The organism is Flavobacterium pedocola, assembly GCF_053764385.1.
The window spans coordinates 453,162-471,628 of the sequence record NZ_JBSNCR010000003.1; the positions used below are offsets into that span (position 1 = coordinate 453,162).

Below are 18,467 nucleotides of genomic sequence, written 5' to 3' on the forward strand. Positions count from 1 at the left end.
TAAACCAAACAGTTTTTTTACACACCAACCATCATGATTGAAAAAATTAATTTAGACAACATCCTGTTTCTGGATATTGAAACCGTACCCGAAACCGAAGACTACAAAACCTTAGACCCGGTAAAACAGGAACTTTTTGCCCTTAAAACGCAGTACCAGCGCAAAGAAGAGCACACTCCGGAAGAATTTTACGAACGCGCCGGCATTTGGGCCGAATTCGGTAAGATCATTTGTATTTCCGTAGGCTATTTTACCCTGAAAAGCGATATTCGTCATTTTCGCGTAACTTCTTTTTTTGGCGAAGAAACCAAAATCCTGAAAGATTTTTCAAACCTGCTGAACAACCATTTTTCACAACCCCAACATCTTTTGTGCGGTCATAATGCCAAGGAATTCGATTTCCCGTTCATTGCCCGCCGCATGCTGATCCACGGTCTTCCGATTCCGCCGAAGCTGAATTTATTTGGCAAAAAACCCTGGGAAGTACCACATCTGGACACCATGGAATTATGGAAATTTGGTGATTTCAAAACCTTCACGTCCTTAAAATTATTAACCAACGTACTGGGCATTCCTTCCCCTAAAGACGATATTGACGGCAGCGAAGTGGGAAAAGTGTTTTACATGGACAAAGACATCGACCGCATCATTACCTATTGTGAGAAAGACGTTATCGCCGTAGCACAGATTTTTCTGAAAATGCGTCGGGAAGATTTACTGATTGAGGAGGAAATCATTCACGTTTGAGTATAAAAAAAGGGCCCCATAAACGGAGCCCTTTTCATTTATCGTGTGACGATTATTTGTTTAAGATAATTTTCTTGGTCACTTTCTTACCGCTGTTCTCGATAGACAACATATAAACGCCATCCTGAAGATTTTCAATATTCATTACTCCGAATGAAGTTGAAACGGTTTTTGAAAGAATCTGTCTTCCCTGAATATCCAACAACGTTAACTGTGTATCACCTGAAACTTCCTCAGGAAGGCTCACATTCAACACGCCTTTGGTTGGGTTTGGATATACCGCAACATTTTTCAATTCGTTATCCGAAACTCCTAAAGATGGGGAAAGGTTACAAACATTTAAGCTGAAAGAGTTAATAGTTCCACCATCACCATTGTAAGGATCATCTACATGTAATACCCAAGTTCCGTCTGCTGCAAGGCCGTTTAAAGCACTTAAAGGCTCGCTAGGCGTAACTGTTCCTGTTATTGCCGGAACACCTGAACAGGCCGGGGCAGCACCTGTATCGTCTAAAGTACAGTTGATATCATCATTATCACCACAAGCTTCCTCGAACAACATCACAATCGGGCTTCCAATAGATGCAGGCCCTTGTAACCAGATGGTCATATCCTGAATATAGGTGTGTGTCAAGTTTAAGGAAACCTTCATATTTCCGATGGTCAAACCTCCGGTAACCTGAACCGGAACACTCGCCGATGAATTCGCAACAGTAGCGATTGAAGCATTTGAAAAATCAGTAGCTGTAAAAATATTTCCGCAGGTAAGTATTCCTGTTCTGAAATTAAATACCGTTGCTGAACCTGCAGTAGCAGCACCACATCTGTTAGAAGGAACAACTCTCCAGTAATACATAGTGTCCTGGTTCAATCCTGTAACCAAATATCTGTTGTTAGCTGTTGATACGTTTACAACTGTACTGGCGAAGTTTGCAACAGTAGAAAGCTGAACGTTGTACGTTTCTGCATTGGCATCGCTATTCCACTGTAAATTAACCGATGTTGAAGCTCCGTTAAATCCGTTAGCAGGAGTTGTCAATGCGGTCGGTTGGAAAGTAGCACTGTAAATTTTCAACACTTTGTAACGTGTTTCCGTTTCTGTACCATTGTTACCAACGATTCCAACGTTGTATTCTCCCGGTACTACGTTTGTCAGACCTGAAACCGTCATGGTTACTGTTCCGTTAGCACTTAAGGAAGCTGGCGAGAAATTCGCGGTAGCACCTGCAGGTAAACCGGTAGCAGTAAAGTTAGTGGTTCCGGCTCCTGTTTGCGTATAATTAAAAGTATAAACCGCATTCTGGTTAGAACACAATAAAGCATCTGAATTGGTCGGAACTAATCCAAAAGTAGAGGAAAGTCCTGTAACCACAAGTGAATAAGCTTGCTTAGCATTCACTAAGTTTCCTTTGTGAGTTACTGTAATTGTGTATACTCCCGCTGTAGGGGCGTCAATTTTAATTTGCTCAACGTTATCTCTGTTGTTGTCTGCATTCCTTACTGCATTCAAAGCAGGATCATTCTGCAACTTCCATGGATAGTATGTTGAGGCAGCTCTTGTTACTCTGATATCTAAATCATTCACCAAAGAAGGTGTCAAATCATTAGTTGGTCTTTCACCATTGTTAGGGTCTCCCGGAACGTCTGTCCAAGTGATTGAAGCGATTAACGGGTTAACACCGTCTGAAGCAACGTTCATCGTGAAAGTTTGCCCTTGCGAAAGACTCTGCTCAGAAACCCAGCTGGTCAATCCGTTACCTGAAATCGCCTGAGCTGCTTTTTTTGCATTTAACAATCCCCATCCGAAGATCGCATCAGGACCTACATTCCCTGCATCATCCGCTGTGTGACAAGCTAAGCCTTTTAGTGTGGCCGCTTTCATGAATCCGCCAGTTACATTTTTATGATGCTGTTGCAATAACAATAAAGTACCTGCAACGTTAGGACTTGCCATAGAGGTTCCCGACATTACAGTTGTTGCTGTATTACCGGTACTGTTACAAGAAGTTAACGCTGTTCCGTTACCCGTAATATCCGGTTTGATCCTTAAATCGTCCGAAGGTCCCTGGCTACTTGAGCTGTTAATCAAAACGGCAGCCGTTAAATTACCTGAAGCATCAACTGCCGCATCCTGGCAATTCGCCACTACTAAATTGTTCTTAGCTACTTTATTCCCGGTAAGTTTATCATAACCGGCAGCCATTGGCTCAGTATTGTTGTCATTTCCGTTGTTTCCGGCAGAAGCCACCATTAAATAATAAGGTGAGTTATAAGCTGCTTCGTCCCATTCTCTTGCATCATCTGAATAGGTACCGATATACCAACCCGGAAGTGGTGTTCCGTTTGTCTGATTTATAATAGGTACGCCATACGAGTGGTTCGAGATAAGCATACCGCCCTGAACCTCATCCATTACTTCAGAAATATCGTTTGTCCATTCGAAAGTTCTTGCCGACGCCTGCCATGCCATTCCTTTTACTGCCGCAACAGTATTGGAAGCCATGATAGTTCCGGTTACGTGTGTTGAGTGTGCTGCATATGTTGTTCCTGACGGATCGTCAACTGTAGTAACACGGTTGGTAAAGTAATTATGGGTTCTTCTTACTGTACCACCGTCCCAAACACGGGCAACCATATTCTCACCGTTAAGGGTCAAACCAAGAGAACCTCCAGTATGAAGCTGATTGGCTCTTGTTGATTTAGCCGCCGCCGCATTGTCCGTAGAATAATAAAGCGGATATCCGTCTGGTGTAAGCTTCATCAATTCTTTATAAGAACCATTTTCTCCATAGATCTTTAAAGGCCAATTGTTGATTCTTGCTGCTTCAACTGCCTTTCTTTTTTCCAGTTCGTTTTTCTTCTGGTAAAATTCGCGGAGCGTTTTAATTTTTTTCAAATCATAATTCTCAATAATTTTACTGACGTCTTCTTTGGTCTGCGCCTGTGAAATCAAGGAAAAAAACGAAAACACCGCTGGTAGTAGGTACTGTTTTTTCATTTCCGTTAATTCAAGTTTATAGTTAGTTTTTGTTAAGTTTTGGATTAAAATTTTTTTATAATCTCGCCAAATATACATTTTTTTTATTAATCATAATGATTACTTAACGTTCTATTATTCTGATAGTTGTACTCTTTTTACCGATGATTTTGTCAAATATTCAACAAACACAAGGTATTCTAACATTAAATAACATTTTTGAACAATTTGTTAAATTACAAATGCTTAATTTATTAGCCTTCCTAAACATTTTTTTTGCAGCCAACCGATAAGTAGTACATTTACGAAAAAAAGTAATTGTACACATTATGGTATTAAGCAGATTCTGGCTCGCGATTTTTATATCCTCCATTGCCTTTGTGATTATAGGTTTACTGACCGGCAGCAGCTATTCGATCGACTATGTATTGAACGGCAAAAAAGACGAACCGGTTTTGATCAACGAAAAATACCTCCACGAAGTACCTGTTTTCATTAAGGACAGTATCGAAAAAGCACCTGAGAACACCATAGTCATCAATAAAGTCGATACCAATCCCGACACCACCTATGTGTACAAAAACCAAACCGTAAAAATCTACAGCGGGGTTCAGAAATCAGACGGCTTATTGCCTACCTGCAAAAACAGCTTGCTGGATTTAATCCTTCCGCTGATCGCCTATCTTGCTTTTTTCTGCGGACTGATGGAACTACTGATCGTTTCAGGAGCTGCGGAAAGACTCGCGACCAAACTGAGCCCTGTCTTTGCCAAAGTTTTCCCGACGGTCCCCAAAAACCACCCTTCGATTTCCTATATGACCCTGAACTTTGCTGCGAACTTCCTGGGATTGGATTCGGCTGCAACCCCTTTCGGATTAAAAGCCATGGAAAGTTTACAGGAGATCAACCCCGATAAAGACAAAGCCAGTGATCCGCAAATCATGTTCATGTGTTTACACGCTGCCGGTCTTACGTTAATTCCGACATCAATCATCGGGTATCGTGCCGCCGAAAATGCCAGCAACCCTGCTGATGTCATGCTGCCTTGTATCATTACTTCCTTTATCGGAACCATCGCCGCTTTTCTTTTGGTAGGTTTTAAACAGAAAATCAACTTCAAAAGTGCATCGTTAGTAATAGCCTTAACCACAATTATGGCTGCCATTGCCGGCTTACTGTTCTACATCAACGGATTGGATCTTATCGGCAAGAACTTCTTCACCGGGAATTTATCCGGGTTGATGTTAGTGGCTATCATTGGTTTTACCCTCGTTTTTTCGTTTTATCATGAGAAAAAATTCGGCGAAAAGAATACAACTATTTTCGATACGTTTGTCGAAGGTGCAAAAAACGGTTTGAACACCGGAGTAAAAATCTTCCCGTATGTGATGGGGATGCTGGTAGCGATTTCGTTTTTCCGCAACAGTGGTTTGTTTGAAATCATCAGTAACGGGATTTCGTTTGCCTTTTCTCAGATCGGAGTAGCCAAAGAAATTACCGATTCTTTGCCGGTAGCAATGCTTCGCCCATTCAGTTCCGGAGGTTCACGAGGCTTTATGATTGACGCCATGCGCAGTTTCGGACCGGATTCCTTTACCGGAAGGCTGAGCTGTATTTTCCAGTGCAGTGCCGAGACAACATTTTACGTGATTGCTGTGTATTTCGGATCTGTAAACATCAAAAACACGCGTTATACCTTGGGCATGATGTTGCTGGTGGATTTGATCTGTGTAATTACCGCCATATTAGTAGCCAGTTGGTTTTTTTAGCCTTTAGTAATAAAATCTTAGCATGAAACCACTATTTTTTTTCTTCCTACTTGTATTGTTAAACGGTTGCAAAAAGGAAGCGCCAACCTTAAGTCAGGAGATGAATTCTCCAACTGTTATTGCTCCGCAGGCAAAGCCGTCCACCGAAACAGAAACCGACACCATTTTCTTTTCCTATGAAAAGACCGCAAAATGGAAAGACTATGTGCTGGTGCATTTACTAAACAGGACATTTGACAAAGACAGCATCTGCACTGCCCGCTTCAAACTGAATTTTATGACCGAACAATCTTTGGTAGCTTCCCACGATCTTGAAATCAAAGGCTATGACATAGGTTCGGGCTGGTCGGGTAATTTTGAATTGGATTCCGTTGCTTCCCCTCTGAAAAGAATTCATCTTGGCTATCCCGCTTGTGGCTATATCCAAAGCAATTTCCTTTTTTATACCGCTGCCAAAAAAATCGATTTGGTGTACCAATGGGATTCCATGTCGGACAGTGGCTGGGGCTCCTGGGGCGAAGTGGTTTCGGGTACGCCGCAAAATTTTTATTTCCGAAAACAGTCCTATTCCCCGGATGATAATGATGAAGATATGGGCATTAACGAGTTTTCCGATTCCACCCATTTTGAACTTAAAAACAACAGATGGGTCAAAACAATCATTACCCCGGAAGGAAAAGCCTACCGGAGCAAAAAGATTTCTTTTGATGATTTTCATAAATCCTAAACCTTCAGCATCCTGAAATTCTGTTTCTAAAAAGCATAAGATTCCTTATCTTTACGCGCCAAAAAATACTAAACTATGGACTTTCTATACCAAGACCCGTATCCTATTTTAAAAGACGATACGCAGTACCGAAAAATCACTTCCGACTACATAAAAATTGAGCAGTTGGGAGATCGCGAAATCTTAACCGTAGATCCGAAAGGATTGGAATTGTTAGCCGAAGAAGCCTTGAACGACGTATCGTTTATGTTGCGTTCTTCGCATTTACAGAAGCTGAGAAGCATCATCGATGACCCGGAAGCGACCGACAACGACCGTTTCGTAGCCTACAACTTATTACAGAATGCTGTTGTTGCTGTTGACGGACAATTACCTTCCTGTCAGGATACCGGAACGGCGATCGTAATGGGAAAAAAGGGAGAAAATGTGTATACCGGTGCCGATGACGGCGAATGGTTGTCCAAAGGAATTTTCAATACCTACCAGAAAAGAAATTTACGTTACTCGCAGATTGTACCGATTTCGATGTTTGAGGAGAAAAACTCCGGCTCGAACCTTCCGGCACAAATCGACATTTATGCTAAAAAAGGAAGTTCGTATGAATTCTTATTTTTAGCAAAAGGCGGTGGCTCCGCCAACAAAACTTTCTTATATCAGAAAACCAAATCGTTATTGAACGAAAAATCACTTGATGAGTTCGTACGCGAGCGCATCCTCGATTTGGGAACTTCGGCTTGTCCTCCGTATCACCTAGCTATTGTAATCGGTGGTACTTCTGCGGAAGCAAATTTAGCAGCCGTAAAAAAAGCTTCTGCCGGATATTACGATAATTTACCGACATCCGGAAACATGGCGGGTCAGGCCTTCCGTGATCTGGAATGGGAAAAACGCGTACAGCAGATTTGTCAGGAAAGCCACATCGGGGCACAATTCGGCGGAAAATATTTAACACATGACGTTCGCGTAATCCGTTTACCGCGTCACGCTGCTTCCTGTCCGGTTGGAATGGGCGTTTCCTGTTCAGCCGATAGAAACATCAAAGGGAAAATCACCAAAGACGGGATTTTCGTGGAACAATTGGAAGTAAATCCGAAACAGTTCTTACCGGAAACGGCTCCACATCTGGAAGAGCCCGTGGAAATCGATTTGAACCGACCGATGGCGGAAGTATTAGCCGAATTATCAAAATACCCGATCAAAACCCGATTAAAACTAAACGGAACGTTAATCGTTGCCCGTGACATCGCGCATGCTAAAATCAAAGAATTATTAGATGCCGGAAAACCAATGCCGGAGTACTTCAAAAACCATCCTGTTTACTATGCCGGACCGGCGAAAACTCCGGAAGGTATGCCCTCAGGAAGTTTCGGGCCTACTACGGCCGGACGTATGGATGTGTACGTAGACGAATTCCAGAAACACGGCGGCAGTATGATCATGCTGGCAAAAGGTAACCGTAGTAAAGACGTGATGAACGCGTGTAAAAAATACGGCGGTTTCTACTTAGGCTCCATCGGTGGGCCGGCTGCAATCTTGGCTAAGGAAAACATCCTTTCAGTAGAAGTTGTAGACTTTGAAGAACTAGGCATGGAAGCGGTTCGTAAAATCACCATCAAAGATTTCCCGGCGTTTATCATTACGGATGATAAAGGGAATGATTTTTTTGAAAACCTATAATTGAGTTTACAGTCTCAGTCACAGTATACAGAAAACCCCGAAAATAATTTTCGGGGTTTCTTTTATAATACTTTTAAACTGAAAACTGCGACTGTGACTGAAAACTATTCCACATACAACACCAAGCCTTTCAGGTAATGCCCTTCCGGATGATAGATATTGGTCGGGTGATCTGGTCCTTGCGAGAGTTTGTGCAACACGCGGATGTTTCTTCCGGTTTCGATGGCAGCTGCGGCTATCGTATTGTAAAACAAAACATCATCAATCACCTGAGAACAGGAAAACGTAAACAAGATTCCTTTCGGTGCTAACGCTTTCAGTCCGGCGATATTCAAACGTTTGTAGGCTTGGGTTGCGGTATGCTTGCTCTTGATACTTTTGGCAAATGCCGGCGGATCCAGTACAATCAAATCGTATTGCTGGTTGTGTTCTTTCAGAAAATCAAAAACATCGGAAGCTACTGCCTCATGGTTGCAATCGTCGTAATTCAACTCCATATTGCGTTCGGCTAAAGCCACCGCTTTTTCAGAAATATCCACCGATGTCACCAACTGTGCTCCTGCACTCATCGCATAAATCGAAAAGCCTCCGGTATAGCAGAAGGTATTCAAGACACGCTTACCTTGAGCGTAGTGTGCCAACAGTTTTCGGTTGTCTCTCTGGTCTAAAAAGAATCCTGTTTTTTGGCCTTCCACCCAGTTTACGGCAAACAAAATATTGTTTTCTTTCGCAACGGCTTCTGCCTTGTCACCAAACAAAAAGAAATCTTTTCCGGTATTCGGCAAGGTGCCACTACTCTTACAGTAAATGGTTTCACAATAGTCAGCAAAATTGGTCTTTATGGCTTCAGCAATCTGTTCCATCTGAAAATAAATTCCCGATGAATGCGCCTGCAACACCCAATTTTTGTCGTAATAATCAATGATCAGTCCCGGAATCCCGTCACCTTCGCCGTGAATCAGACGAAAGGCATTGGTTTCTTCCAACTTCAGTAATTTCAAACGCAATTCCCAGGCCAATTTGAATTTAGCTGCCCAGAAATCCGTGTCGAATTTTTCCTTTCCGAATGTTAAAATGCGAACTACTATACTGCCGCGGTCACTGAAATACCCTGTTGCCATATGCTTGTTGTTGGCATCCACCACGTCGACCATTTCGCCGTCGTTCAATTCCTGACTCACACCATACACGGCTCCACTGAACACCCATGGGTGACGACGCTGTACCGATTTTTCTTTTCCCGGTTTTAAAATAACTTTCGGATAACTCATTGACTCAAAATTTTTGCAAAGCTACCGATTTATTTTCAGTCCATAAAAAAGGCGGGGTTACTCCCGCCTTTAAATTAACCTCAATCTATATTACTTTTTAATCAGTTTTTTCGAAACGGTTTTTTGACCGTCGTTGATTTCAAAAATATAAATACCTCCTGCAAGATCATTTACGTTGATGCTTTGCTGTGTTGAGAATTTACCTTTTCGCACTTCCTGACCTAAGTAATTTACTATTCTGAAAGCCACTTCACGCCCATCGGCAGTTGAAAGATTCAAATGGCTGTCGGTCGGATTCGGATATAAAACCAAATCGTAAACATTGGATTCTGATCCAATCTGGTTGTCAGCAGCCATGGAAGCTGTAGTTGTTCCGCCAATATTCACGGTATAATCTTCCACTTCACCATACGAGAACGTTTCACAAGCCGTCGGAGCCGCACCATATTTCATGGAAACCCGCATTCTTGTGTTGCCGGCCAAAGCTGTCGTTGGTACTGTAAATGTTCCGGATAATGTTGCACTGCTGGAAGAAGAACCGGAAACCACTTGTTCTGTTGTTTCAAAAGTTCCGTTTTTGTTGTAATCGATCCAGATGGCCCAATATTCAGTATAAGCTGAACCCGTAAAACCGGTACTGAAATTAATGGTGTTGGATCCGTAAGGTACATTCCCCACTAAGTTGGTAAAGTTTCCGTATCCTGCATTGGCTCCAGTCGTATTAGCGATACCGCCGATGGCAACATAATCGATAAATTCATCGGCTACGCTGTTTCCTTTGGAAGCACAATAGGTAATGGCTGTTGGCAAAGTTGTTACGTTAACCGTATTACTCGCCGCTGAAATATTACCGGCTGCATCTTTAGCTTTTACAGAGAAGGTATAAGCTGTTGCGGCAGTCAATCCGGTCGCTGCATATGTAGTTGTAGTAACAGTTCCTAATAAAGTGGTTCCCCTGTACACCTCATATCCGGTTACACCTACGTTGTCTGTAGCAGCCGTCCAGGATAAGTTGGTTGTGGTTTGTGTCGTACCCGATGCCGTTAAATTTATCGGAGCGGAAGGCGCCGTTGTATCAGCAGTTCCGGCAACTAAATTTACCGTGTAATCTTCCACCTGACCGTAATCAAACGATCCGCAGGAAGCCGGAATAGCATTGTAGCGCATCGATACGCGTAGTCTTGTTGCTCCGGTGATTGCTGTTGTCGGAACCGTAAAGGAACCGGATACCGGTGTAGTGGTAGAAGCTGCATTGCTCCACACCAATTCTCCTGCATCGTCAAAATCACCATCTTTATTGTAATCGATCCAGGCACCATAGCCTTCAGAATAAGTCGATCCTGTCCAGGTTGGCGTTACAGTGATTGTACTAGAAACACCTTTAGTAAGGTTGGTTGAAATCGATGTGAAATCTGTATAACCAGTACCTCCTGTTGAAGCATTGTTGATGCTGCCGATTTGTACTCTTCCTATTAATTCATCCGCAACACTGTTTCCTTGGGAAGCACAATAAACTAATTGTACAGTTGTTGTTTGGAACGTTACCGATCCTGAAAAAGCTGAAGATGTCCCACCGGAACAAAGGCTTCGCACCTGTACTTCATAAGACGTTGAAGCTGTTAAACCTGTTAATGTAATGGTATTCGATGCTGCTGTAAGCGTTGTCCATGTGGAAGAGGCCGTCGCTTTATAACGCACCTCATAAGTAGCACCTGCCACAGCTGTCCAACCGATTGTAGCAGTTGAAGAACCGATGTTGGAACTGTTTACGCCTGTCGGAACCGTAGCATTACAAGCCACCACACTTTGAACAATTCCGGTCACCACTAACGAATACTTTTGGCTGTTTCCGGAAAGCGTAGTCCCTTTGTGCGTGATGGTTATGGTGTACGTTCCGGACGCTCCTGAAACCTCAACACGTTCGATCGGGTCTTTCGTATTGTCTCCCAATTCATTTGTGTTTACACCCGATAAACGCCAAGGTAAATAGGTCGTACCCGCTTTTGAAATTCGGATATCTAAGTCGTTAATCAGTTTTGCTGTTCCGGAATTTAAAGAGGTACCTGCTGTTCCGGCAGGATCCGTCCAACAAATGGAAGCGATCAATTTGTTTACACCATCGCTATTTACATTTATTGTATAGGTTTGACCGGCAGTTAACGTCAATTCGTTGATGATGGATTTATCCCCATTGTCCGTAATGGCCTGCGCAGCGCGTTTCGCGTTCAAAAGTCCCCAACCGAAATTCGTGTCGGGCCCTGCTGTTCCGGCATCATCAGCCGTGTGACAAGCCAATCCCTTTAAAGTTGCCGAACGCATATAAGCGCTGTTTTTGTTGTTATAATGCTGTTGCAGCAATAGCAGAGTTCCGGTTACATTTGGGGAAGCCATTGAGGTTCCTGTAAGGTTGCCGTAAGCGGAATCACTCGTTTCAAGCGAGGAATAAACACTGGTCCCGTTTCCGGTAATATCCGGTTTGATCCGTAAATCGTCTGTAGGGCCCTGACTGCTTCCGGTATTAATCGTAACCGAAACCAAGTTCCCGTTGGTATCAATATTGGCATCGTTAGCATTGGCCACTACTAAATTATTCTTGGAAGTAGCATGTCCTGTTAACTTATCATATTGCGGAAGGTTTGCGTTTAAAGGCGATCCGTTGTAATTTGTCGAACCGTCATTCCCGGCAGCCACAACCATCAGATAATAAGGCGCATTGTACATCAATACGTCCCAGTCTCTTGACTCCTGAATGTAAGCCCCGAAATAATAATCTTCCACTAAATCCGAACGGTAGCCATAAGAATGATTGGAAAGCAACATTCCGTTAGCTGCTGCAGTTGTCGCTTCGGCCACATCATCATTCCACATATAATTCTTAACCTTTGCCTGTGGAGCCATCCCTTTTGCGTTAGCGGTAAAACCGGACGCTCCGATAGTTCCTACAACGTGGGCCGCGTGAAAATTCAGAGATGTACCGCCTTCCGCAGTAGCATCCTCGACAGTAACCCTATTGGTACCGCCTGTCCCGTCGTATTCCTGATGGGTTACACGGGCATGACCTCCATCCCAAACGTATGCTAACATGTTTTGGCCGTTCAGATCCAGTCCTAAACTTCCTCCGGAATGCAAATGATTGGCCCGGGTTGATTTCGCGGCCGCCACATTAAAGGTTCTGTAATACACCGGCCTTCCGTTTTCAATTTTCTGAAGTTCGGCAATGCCTCCGTCTTCAAGTTGTACACGAACCGGAAGATTGTTTGTTTTGGCAAAAGCGATGGCTTCCGATTTTTGCTTTTTGGATTTTAAAAGGAACTCCGTTGACAATTCGCTCAACTTTCCTTTGTCATAGCTGTTCGCTATTTTGCTCCGCTCCTGAGGCGTCTGGGCGCTTACAAAAAAGCTACCCGAGAGCATGCTGAAAAGCAGCATTTTTCTTACTTGTTTTTTCATTTTTTGGTTGGTTTTTTAGTTTTTTAGTTCCTAAACTTAACAAAAAAATAACACAAACATTAAGAATTGTTTAAAAAAATTTCAATTTACATGCGAAAAAATAATAAAAATTACTTAAAAGGCCATAAAAATAAAGGGTTCGTGAAAATAAAAAAAATATTACAAATTTGAAGTTTTACCAACCTGATTCTTACAAAAGAAAAAGCATCTTCAGTAAATTACTAAAGATGCTTTCTATCTATTTTCGGTCGGATTAGCCGATTATCATTTCAGGAATATCGCCCTCAATGATTAATTCCGCTTCCGTTGCTTTTATGATATCTTCCACCGAAACACCCGGGGCTCGTTCCAAAAGTTTGAATCCTTTCGGCGTTACTTCCAAAACAGCCAATTCCGTAACCACTTTTTTCACACAGCCTACTCCGGTTAATGGTAGGGTACATTTTTTAAGGATTTTGGATTCACCCGCTTTGTTCACGTGCATCATAGCCACGATGATATTTTCTGCTGAAGCAACCAAATCCATAGCGCCTCCCATTCCTTTCACCATTTTACCTGGGATTTTCCAGTTGGCAATGTCTCCGTTTTCGGAAACTTCCATGGCGCCTAAAATAGTTAAGTCGACTTTCTGGGCACGGATCATCCCAAAACTGAACGACGAATCAAAAAAGCTCGCACCCGGTAATGTAGTAATCGTTTGCTTTCCGGCGTTGATGATATCGGCATCTTCTTCCCCTTCAAACGGAAAAGGTCCCATACCCAATACGCCGTTTTCACTTTGGAATTCCACGGAGATGTCATGACGCACATAGTTGGCCACCAAGGTCGGGATACCTATCCCTAAATTCACATAATAACCGTCTTTTACTTCTTTGGCAATACGTTTTGCAATTTCTTCTTTTCCTAAGGCCATGACTAACTTCTTTTTCGGGTTGTACGTTGTTCGATTCGTTTTTCAAAGGTTGTGCCCTGGAAAATACGGTTCACCATAATGCCCGGGATATGAATCTGATTCGGATCCAGGGTTCCTGCCGGCACTAATTCTTCCACCTCAGCGATGGTGATTTTAGCGGCTCCGGCCATGGGCGCATTAAAATTACGAGCCGTTCCTTTGAAGATAAGGTTACCGGCTTCGTCGCCTTTCCATGCTTTTACAATCGAAAAATCAGCTTTGTAGGCCAATTCCATGATATGCATTTTCCCGTTGAATTCACGTACTTCCTTTCCTTCTGCCACTTCGGTTCCATAACCGGCAGGGGTGAAAAAAGCAGGAATCCCCGCTTGGGCTGCACGGCATTTTTCCGCTAAGGTCCCTTGAGGTGTTAATTCCACTTCAAGTTCTCCGCTTAACATCTGACGTTCGAACTCGGCATTCTCCCCTACATAAGAAGAAATCATTTTTTTAATCTGTTTTTTCTGAAGCAATAAGCCCAGTCCAAAATCATCAACTCCGGCATTGTTGGAGATGCACGTTAAATTGGTTACTTCTTTTCGGACTAATTCGGCAATACTGTTTTCCGGGATCCCACAAAGACCGAAACCACCCAGCATGATGGTCATTCCGTCCTGGATTCCTTCCAACGCTTCCTGTACGTTATTAACTTTACGGCTAATCATTGGTTTAGTTAGTGTTTGTTTACTATTATAAATTATAAAGACGCCACATTTTGCGGCGTCTCTTGGTTAGAAATCAAATTCTTCGGTAGTAGGCTCGTCAACCTTGGTGGAATCATTTTCCACTTTTCTAGGCGTCCAGCAATCTACTTTGATGGAGAAATTCTCCGGTTTTTCAAAAGGCTTTTGAGAGATGTTGAGCGATTCGTCTTCATAACATTTTTTCATGAAGATACCCCAGATCGGTAGGGCCATTGTGGCTCCCTGTCCCATATTGGTCTGTTCAAAATGCGCCGAACGGTCTTCGTTTCCTACCCATACCCCAGCAGCCAGATTCGGTACCATACCGATGAACCATCCGTCGGAGTTGTTCTGAGACGTTCCGGTTTTACCGGCTATCGGGTTTCGTAAATTATAAGGAACTCCCGTCACTCTCGCTGATTCCGGAGCACTGCCCCAACGCAAACGCGAACCGGTTCCGTATTCGGTTACCCCTTCCATCAGTTTGATCATGGTGTAGGCTACGTCTTTACTCATTACATCTTTGGATTCCGGCACGGGTTCGTATAAAACCACTCCGTTTTTATCCACTATTTTAACGATAACCTGAGGTTTCATGTAAACCCCCTGGTTGGCAAACGTACTGAACGCAGCCACCATCTGTTCCACAGTAATGTCTACGGCTCCTAATGCAATGGACGGTTGTACCGGAATATCAGAAGTTACCCCTAGTTTCCGGGTAATATCCACTACGGCCTGAGGCCCTACTTTATCAATCAGTTTGGCCGATACCGTATTGATGGAATTCGCCAAAGCTGATTTAAGGTTGACCATACCACGGTAGTTTCCGGTGGAGTTTTTTGGTGTCCAGTCCGCATCGATTCCGTAACGGCCTTTTGGCATGGTGAACGGTGAATCGTAAATCGAATCACAGGGCGACATTTTTAACTGTTCAATAGCGGTTGCGTATAGGAACGGTTTAAACGTGGAACCTACCTGACGTAACCCCTGTCCTACGTGATCATATTGGAAGTGTTTGTAATTGATTCCTCCCACCCACGCTTTTACATAACCGGTTTGCGGCTCCATGGCCATCATTCCGGTCTGAAGAAAATGTTTGTAGTATAAAATAGAGTCACGAGGTGTCAGCAACGTATCTTTTTCGCCTTTCCAGGTAAAGACTTTCATCTTAGCCGGAACTTCAAAGGATTTTACGATTTTGTTTTCGTCGAAACCTTTTTCTTTCATGATGCGCCAACGCTCTGAATTTTTCATGGCGCGGTCCATAATCAGTTTGGTTTCTTCCGGAGTAATGCCTGTAAAAGGTGCGTTCGGATTGTCTTTCTGACGCTTGTTGAATTCCTGTTGCAGGTTGGCTAAATGTTCGGCAGCTGCTTCTTCTGCGTATTGTTGCATACGGGAATCGATCGTCGTGTAGATTTTCAGTCCGTCGCGGTAAATATCGTATTCGCCTTCCCCGTCTTTTCTTGGGTTGTCTTTCACCCATTTCTTCATGAAGTCACGCAAATATTCTCTGAAATAAGTAGCGGTCCCTTCGATATGACTTTCGGCTACAAAATTTAATTTTATTGGTTTCTTTTCTAATTCTTCTTTTTTACTTTCTTCTAAATAACCATTTTTTACCATCTGTCCTAAAACAGTATTTCGTCTGCGTTTAGATTTCTCAGGGTTTTTTTTCGGATTATACGTAGACGGAGCCTTAAGCATTCCCACGAACATCGCTGCTTCGTCAACGGTTAAATCTTTGGGTTCTTTATTCAGGTAAATTTTTGCAGCAGAACGGATTCCAACGGCATTGTTTACATAATCAACCGTATTGAAATAGTGGGCAATTATTTCCTGCTTCGTATACTGACGCTCCAACTTAGTGGCAATGATCCACTCCTTGGCTTTCTGAACGATACGGAACAGGATGAATTTGGAACCTTCCCCGTGGAAAAGGTTTTTCGCCAACTGCTGGGTAAGGGTACTGGCCCCCCCGCTGCTTCCTAAGCTTAAAACGGCACGAAGGGTTCCTTTGGTGTCGATTCCGGAGTGCTCGTAGAAACGCTCGTCTTCCGTTGCAATCAGGGCTTTTACCAAATGGTCCGGTAATTCGGCATATTTAACCGGCGTTCTGTTTTGGAGGTAGAATTTCCCAATGGTCACCCCGTCGGAAGAGATGATTTCGGTGGCCACATTCGAATTTGGGTTTTCCAACTCGTCAAACGACGGCATCGCTCCGAAAAGTCCCCACGAAGCGAAAAGAAAAAATAAAATTACGCCACCAAAGCAGTAGAAAAAAAGTTTCCAGAACTTTCTTACATAGGGTGAAAAGTCTTCTTTTTTAGTGTTGATTTGAGCCATTGTTATTCTGTTTTTTCAATTCTGAATCCTATTTCCGAAATCCCCGGTAACTGTTCCATTCCGGGAACCTTTCCGGTTTCACGAACGGCCTGTTCTATGCTTACCACATATTTTCCTTTTTTAGGGAAATGAGCCTTTTCCTTATATCCCTTATACCACAACTTGCTTTCCTTCACATCAGAAAACCCTTCTCCCATAAGGCTTCCGTCGGGATTAGCCATTAGGTATTCCAGCGTGTCCACTTTGGTTACCCCGTCAGGCTGCAGCATGGACACAATCAGAAACAGGTTATTGAACGGATAGTCGTTATTGTTTCGGATGTTTATAAACATGTTGTAATTGGCCACCGTATCCTGCTGCTCGAAAGTGAAAGACACTTTTTGCTTTTTATGCCAGGACCCGTCGATTTCCTGATACTCGTCGAAAACCCTTTGCTTGTCACAGGAAAACAACGTTAGTGTTAACGCCGTTCCCAACAAAAACACCTTATTCTTTTGGAGTATTTTTATCATTTGATGGTCGGTTACGGTTGGGTTTATGTCTTTTTTTATTTCGTTTCTGTTCTTCGGAACCTCCTGCTTTTTGAGGGCGGTCTGCATTTTCCGCTTTTGGTCTTTCTGTTCTTTGAGGCCTTTCCGCATTGTCTGTCTTCGGTCGGTCTGCTTTTTCTACAGTAGCTGCGGCATTCGGACGTTTTTTGTTCGGACGTTTCTTTTTCTTAGGCTGGTCAAAACGGGTCAAACTGTCCTGTCCTACCACGTTCTGGAAGTTTTTCTCTGCCGATTGGGTTTCTTCCACGGCATAATCTTCTAAAGAAGACACTCTTTTCTTTTCTTTGTTCAGGGCAACGATTTCCTTTACCTGATCCACTTTCAACACGTGCCAATGCGCGAAATTATCCGTGTAGGCAAACCACATCAACCCTTTGAAAATATCCAGTTTCTGGCAAACCGCATCGCCTTTTTCCGTGTACAGTTTGGTCTCCATTTCCGGAAAACCTTTTAAAGCATCCAGATAAGTATCCAATTCGTAATTTAAACAACATTTCAGTTTTCCGCACTGTCCTGCCAATTTCTGTGGGTTCAGGGACAATTGCTGATAACGGGCCGCCGAGGTATTTACACTTCGGAAATCCGTTAGCCAAGTCGAACAACAAAGCTCGCGTCCGCAGGATCCGATACCGCCTAAACGGGCCGCTTCCTGACGGAAACCTACCTGTTTCATTTCGATACGGATGCTGAATTCTTTTGCAAAATCCTTGATCAGCTGACGGAAATCCACACGGTCGTTCGCTGTATAGTAGAACGTCGCTTTGGATGCATCACCCTGGAATTCGATATCGGAAATTTTCATCTCCAGCTTTAAGGCAATCGCCAATTCACGGGCGCGCACTTTCATCGGTTCCTCCCTGTCTCTGGAATCACTCCAGATGTCGATATCTTTCTGAGACGCTTTGCGGTATACTTTCGGCACTTCTCCCTCCGGATTGCTACCTTTTTTCTTCATCTGTACCTTTACCAGTTCTCCGGTAAGGGTTACAATGCCCACATCATGACCCGGTGACGCCTCAGTGGCTACGATGTCACCAATGGACAAGGTTAGTTTCTCGGTATTGCGATAGAATTCTTTTCTTCCGTTTTTGAAGCGGACCTCCACACAGTCGAAAGGCTCCTGACCTCCCGGCAAATTCATGTTGGACAACCAATCGAAAACCGTTAATTTGTTGCAGCTATCGGTGCCGCAAGTCCCGTTATTTTTACATCCGCGCGGTGTTCCGTCCTTGGAACCCGTGGAACAGTTGGTACATGCCATAGTTTGAATATATAGTGGTCGTCTCGTTGTTTCTGCTACGAGACTACTTGGTTCGT

At 43.4% G+C, this 18,467-nt stretch carries 12 protein-coding genes; 4 read left to right on the top strand and 8 right to left on the bottom strand.

What is annotated here, in order from left to right:
* Positions 1–33: 33 nt before the first annotated feature.
* The gene (locus tag ACWPKD_RS09090; protein ID WP_455412365.1) at positions 34–747 is read left to right on the top strand and encodes a 3'-5' exonuclease; all 714 of its coding nucleotides are present in this window, start codon (positions 34–36) and stop codon (positions 745–747) included.
* A gap of 52 nt (positions 748–799) precedes the next feature.
* Here ACWPKD_RS09090 and ACWPKD_RS09095 read toward each other — a convergent pair whose 3' ends face one another.
* A complete protein-coding gene (locus ACWPKD_RS09095) occupies positions 800–3,745 on the bottom strand; it encodes a S8 family serine peptidase (RefSeq protein WP_455412366.1) in 2,946 nt (981 codons plus the stop codon).
* Positions 3,746–4,053: 308 nt separating this feature from the next.
* On the opposite strand from ACWPKD_RS09095, the gene ACWPKD_RS09100 reads away from it, so the two are divergent.
* The 3 genes from ACWPKD_RS09100 to ACWPKD_RS09110 all read left to right on the top strand — a co-directional run bounded on the left by ACWPKD_RS09100 (position 4,054) and on the right by ACWPKD_RS09110 (position 7,897).
* Complete coding sequence (locus ACWPKD_RS09100; protein ID WP_455412367.1) at positions 4,054–5,493, top strand: nucleoside recognition domain-containing protein; 1,440 nt, start codon at positions 4,054–4,056, stop codon at positions 5,491–5,493.
* Between the two features lie 22 nt (positions 5,494–5,515).
* Positions 5,516–6,220: a hypothetical protein gene (locus tag ACWPKD_RS09105; protein WP_455412368.1), complete on the top strand. Its 705-nt coding sequence runs from the start codon at positions 5,516–5,518 to the stop codon at positions 6,218–6,220.
* Positions 6,221–6,295: 75 nt separating this feature from the next.
* Positions 6,296–7,897 (top strand): fumarate hydratase, encoded by a 1,602-nt coding sequence (locus ACWPKD_RS09110; RefSeq protein ID WP_455412369.1) that lies wholly within the window; start codon positions 6,296–6,298, stop codon positions 7,895–7,897.
* A 104-nt stretch (positions 7,898–8,001) separates the two neighbouring features.
* Here ACWPKD_RS09110 and ACWPKD_RS09115 read toward each other — a convergent pair whose 3' ends face one another.
* The 7 genes from ACWPKD_RS09115 to ACWPKD_RS09145 form a co-directional block, all read right to left on the bottom strand.
* On the bottom strand, positions 8,002–9,168 hold the full coding sequence (locus ACWPKD_RS09115) for a class I SAM-dependent rRNA methyltransferase (protein ID WP_455412370.1): 1,167 nt from the start codon (positions 9,166–9,168) through the stop codon (positions 8,002–8,004).
* A 90-nt stretch (positions 9,169–9,258) separates the two neighbouring features.
* Positions 9,259–12,618, bottom strand: coding sequence for a GEVED domain-containing protein (locus tag ACWPKD_RS09120; RefSeq protein ID WP_455412371.1), 3,360 nt, complete (start codon positions 12,616–12,618; stop codon positions 9,259–9,261).
* Between the two features lie 253 nt (positions 12,619–12,871).
* On the bottom strand, positions 12,872–13,531 hold the full coding sequence (locus ACWPKD_RS09125; protein ID WP_455412372.1) for a 3-oxoacid CoA-transferase subunit B: 660 nt from the start codon (positions 13,529–13,531) through the stop codon (positions 12,872–12,874).
* Between the two features lie 2 nt (positions 13,532–13,533).
* Positions 13,534–14,235 (bottom strand): CoA transferase subunit A, encoded by a 702-nt coding sequence (locus ACWPKD_RS09130; protein WP_455412373.1) that lies wholly within the window; start codon positions 14,233–14,235, stop codon positions 13,534–13,536.
* A gap of 66 nt (positions 14,236–14,301) precedes the next feature.
* Entirely contained in the window at positions 14,302–16,599 is a 2,298-nt protein-coding gene (locus ACWPKD_RS09135) for a penicillin-binding protein 1A (protein WP_455412374.1), read from the bottom strand.
* Between the two features lie 2 nt (positions 16,600–16,601).
* The gene (locus tag ACWPKD_RS09140) at positions 16,602–17,111 is read right to left on the bottom strand and encodes a gliding motility lipoprotein GldH (protein ID WP_455412375.1); all 510 of its coding nucleotides are present in this window, start codon (positions 17,109–17,111) and stop codon (positions 16,602–16,604) included.
* The gene (locus ACWPKD_RS09145) at positions 17,086–18,411 is read right to left on the bottom strand and encodes a PSP1 domain-containing protein (protein ID WP_455412376.1); all 1,326 of its coding nucleotides are present in this window, start codon (positions 18,409–18,411) and stop codon (positions 17,086–17,088) included. Before ACWPKD_RS09145 ends, ACWPKD_RS09140 begins: the two co-directional genes overlap by 26 nt.
* Between the last annotated feature and the right edge of the window lie 56 nt (positions 18,412–18,467).

What these genes read in the sequence shown, in the direction of transcription:
- ACWPKD_RS09090 (WP_455412365.1), top strand. Translation starts at nt 34, where the DNA reads ATGATTGAAAAAATTAATTTAGACAACATCCTGTTTCTGGATATTGAA.
- ACWPKD_RS09095 (WP_455412366.1), bottom strand. Translation starts at nt 3,745, where the DNA reads ATGAAAAAACAGTACCTACTACCAGCGGTGTTTTCGTTTTTTTCCTTG.
- ACWPKD_RS09100 (WP_455412367.1), top strand. Translation starts at nt 4,054, where the DNA reads ATGGTATTAAGCAGATTCTGGCTCGCGATTTTTATATCCTCCATTGCC.
- ACWPKD_RS09105 (WP_455412368.1), top strand. Translation starts at nt 5,516, where the DNA reads ATGAAACCACTATTTTTTTTCTTCCTACTTGTATTGTTAAACGGTTGC.
- ACWPKD_RS09110 (WP_455412369.1), top strand. Translation starts at nt 6,296, where the DNA reads ATGGACTTTCTATACCAAGACCCGTATCCTATTTTAAAAGACGATACG.
- ACWPKD_RS09115 (WP_455412370.1), bottom strand. Translation starts at nt 9,168, where the DNA reads ATGAGTTATCCGAAAGTTATTTTAAAACCGGGAAAAGAAAAATCGGTA.
- ACWPKD_RS09120 (WP_455412371.1), bottom strand. Translation starts at nt 12,618, where the DNA reads ATGAAAAAACAAGTAAGAAAAATGCTGCTTTTCAGCATGCTCTCGGGT.
- ACWPKD_RS09125 (WP_455412372.1), bottom strand. Translation starts at nt 13,531, where the DNA reads ATGGCCTTAGGAAAAGAAGAAATTGCAAAACGTATTGCCAAAGAAGTA.
- ACWPKD_RS09130 (WP_455412373.1), bottom strand. Translation starts at nt 14,235, where the DNA reads ATGATTAGCCGTAAAGTTAATAACGTACAGGAAGCGTTGGAAGGAATC.
- ACWPKD_RS09135 (WP_455412374.1), bottom strand. Translation starts at nt 16,599, where the DNA reads ATGGCTCAAATCAACACTAAAAAAGAAGACTTTTCACCCTATGTAAGA.
- ACWPKD_RS09140 (WP_455412375.1), bottom strand. Translation starts at nt 17,111, where the DNA reads ATGATAAAAATACTCCAAAAGAATAAGGTGTTTTTGTTGGGAACGGCG.
- ACWPKD_RS09145 (WP_455412376.1), bottom strand. Translation starts at nt 18,411, where the DNA reads ATGGCATGTACCAACTGTTCCACGGGTTCCAAGGACGGAACACCGCGC.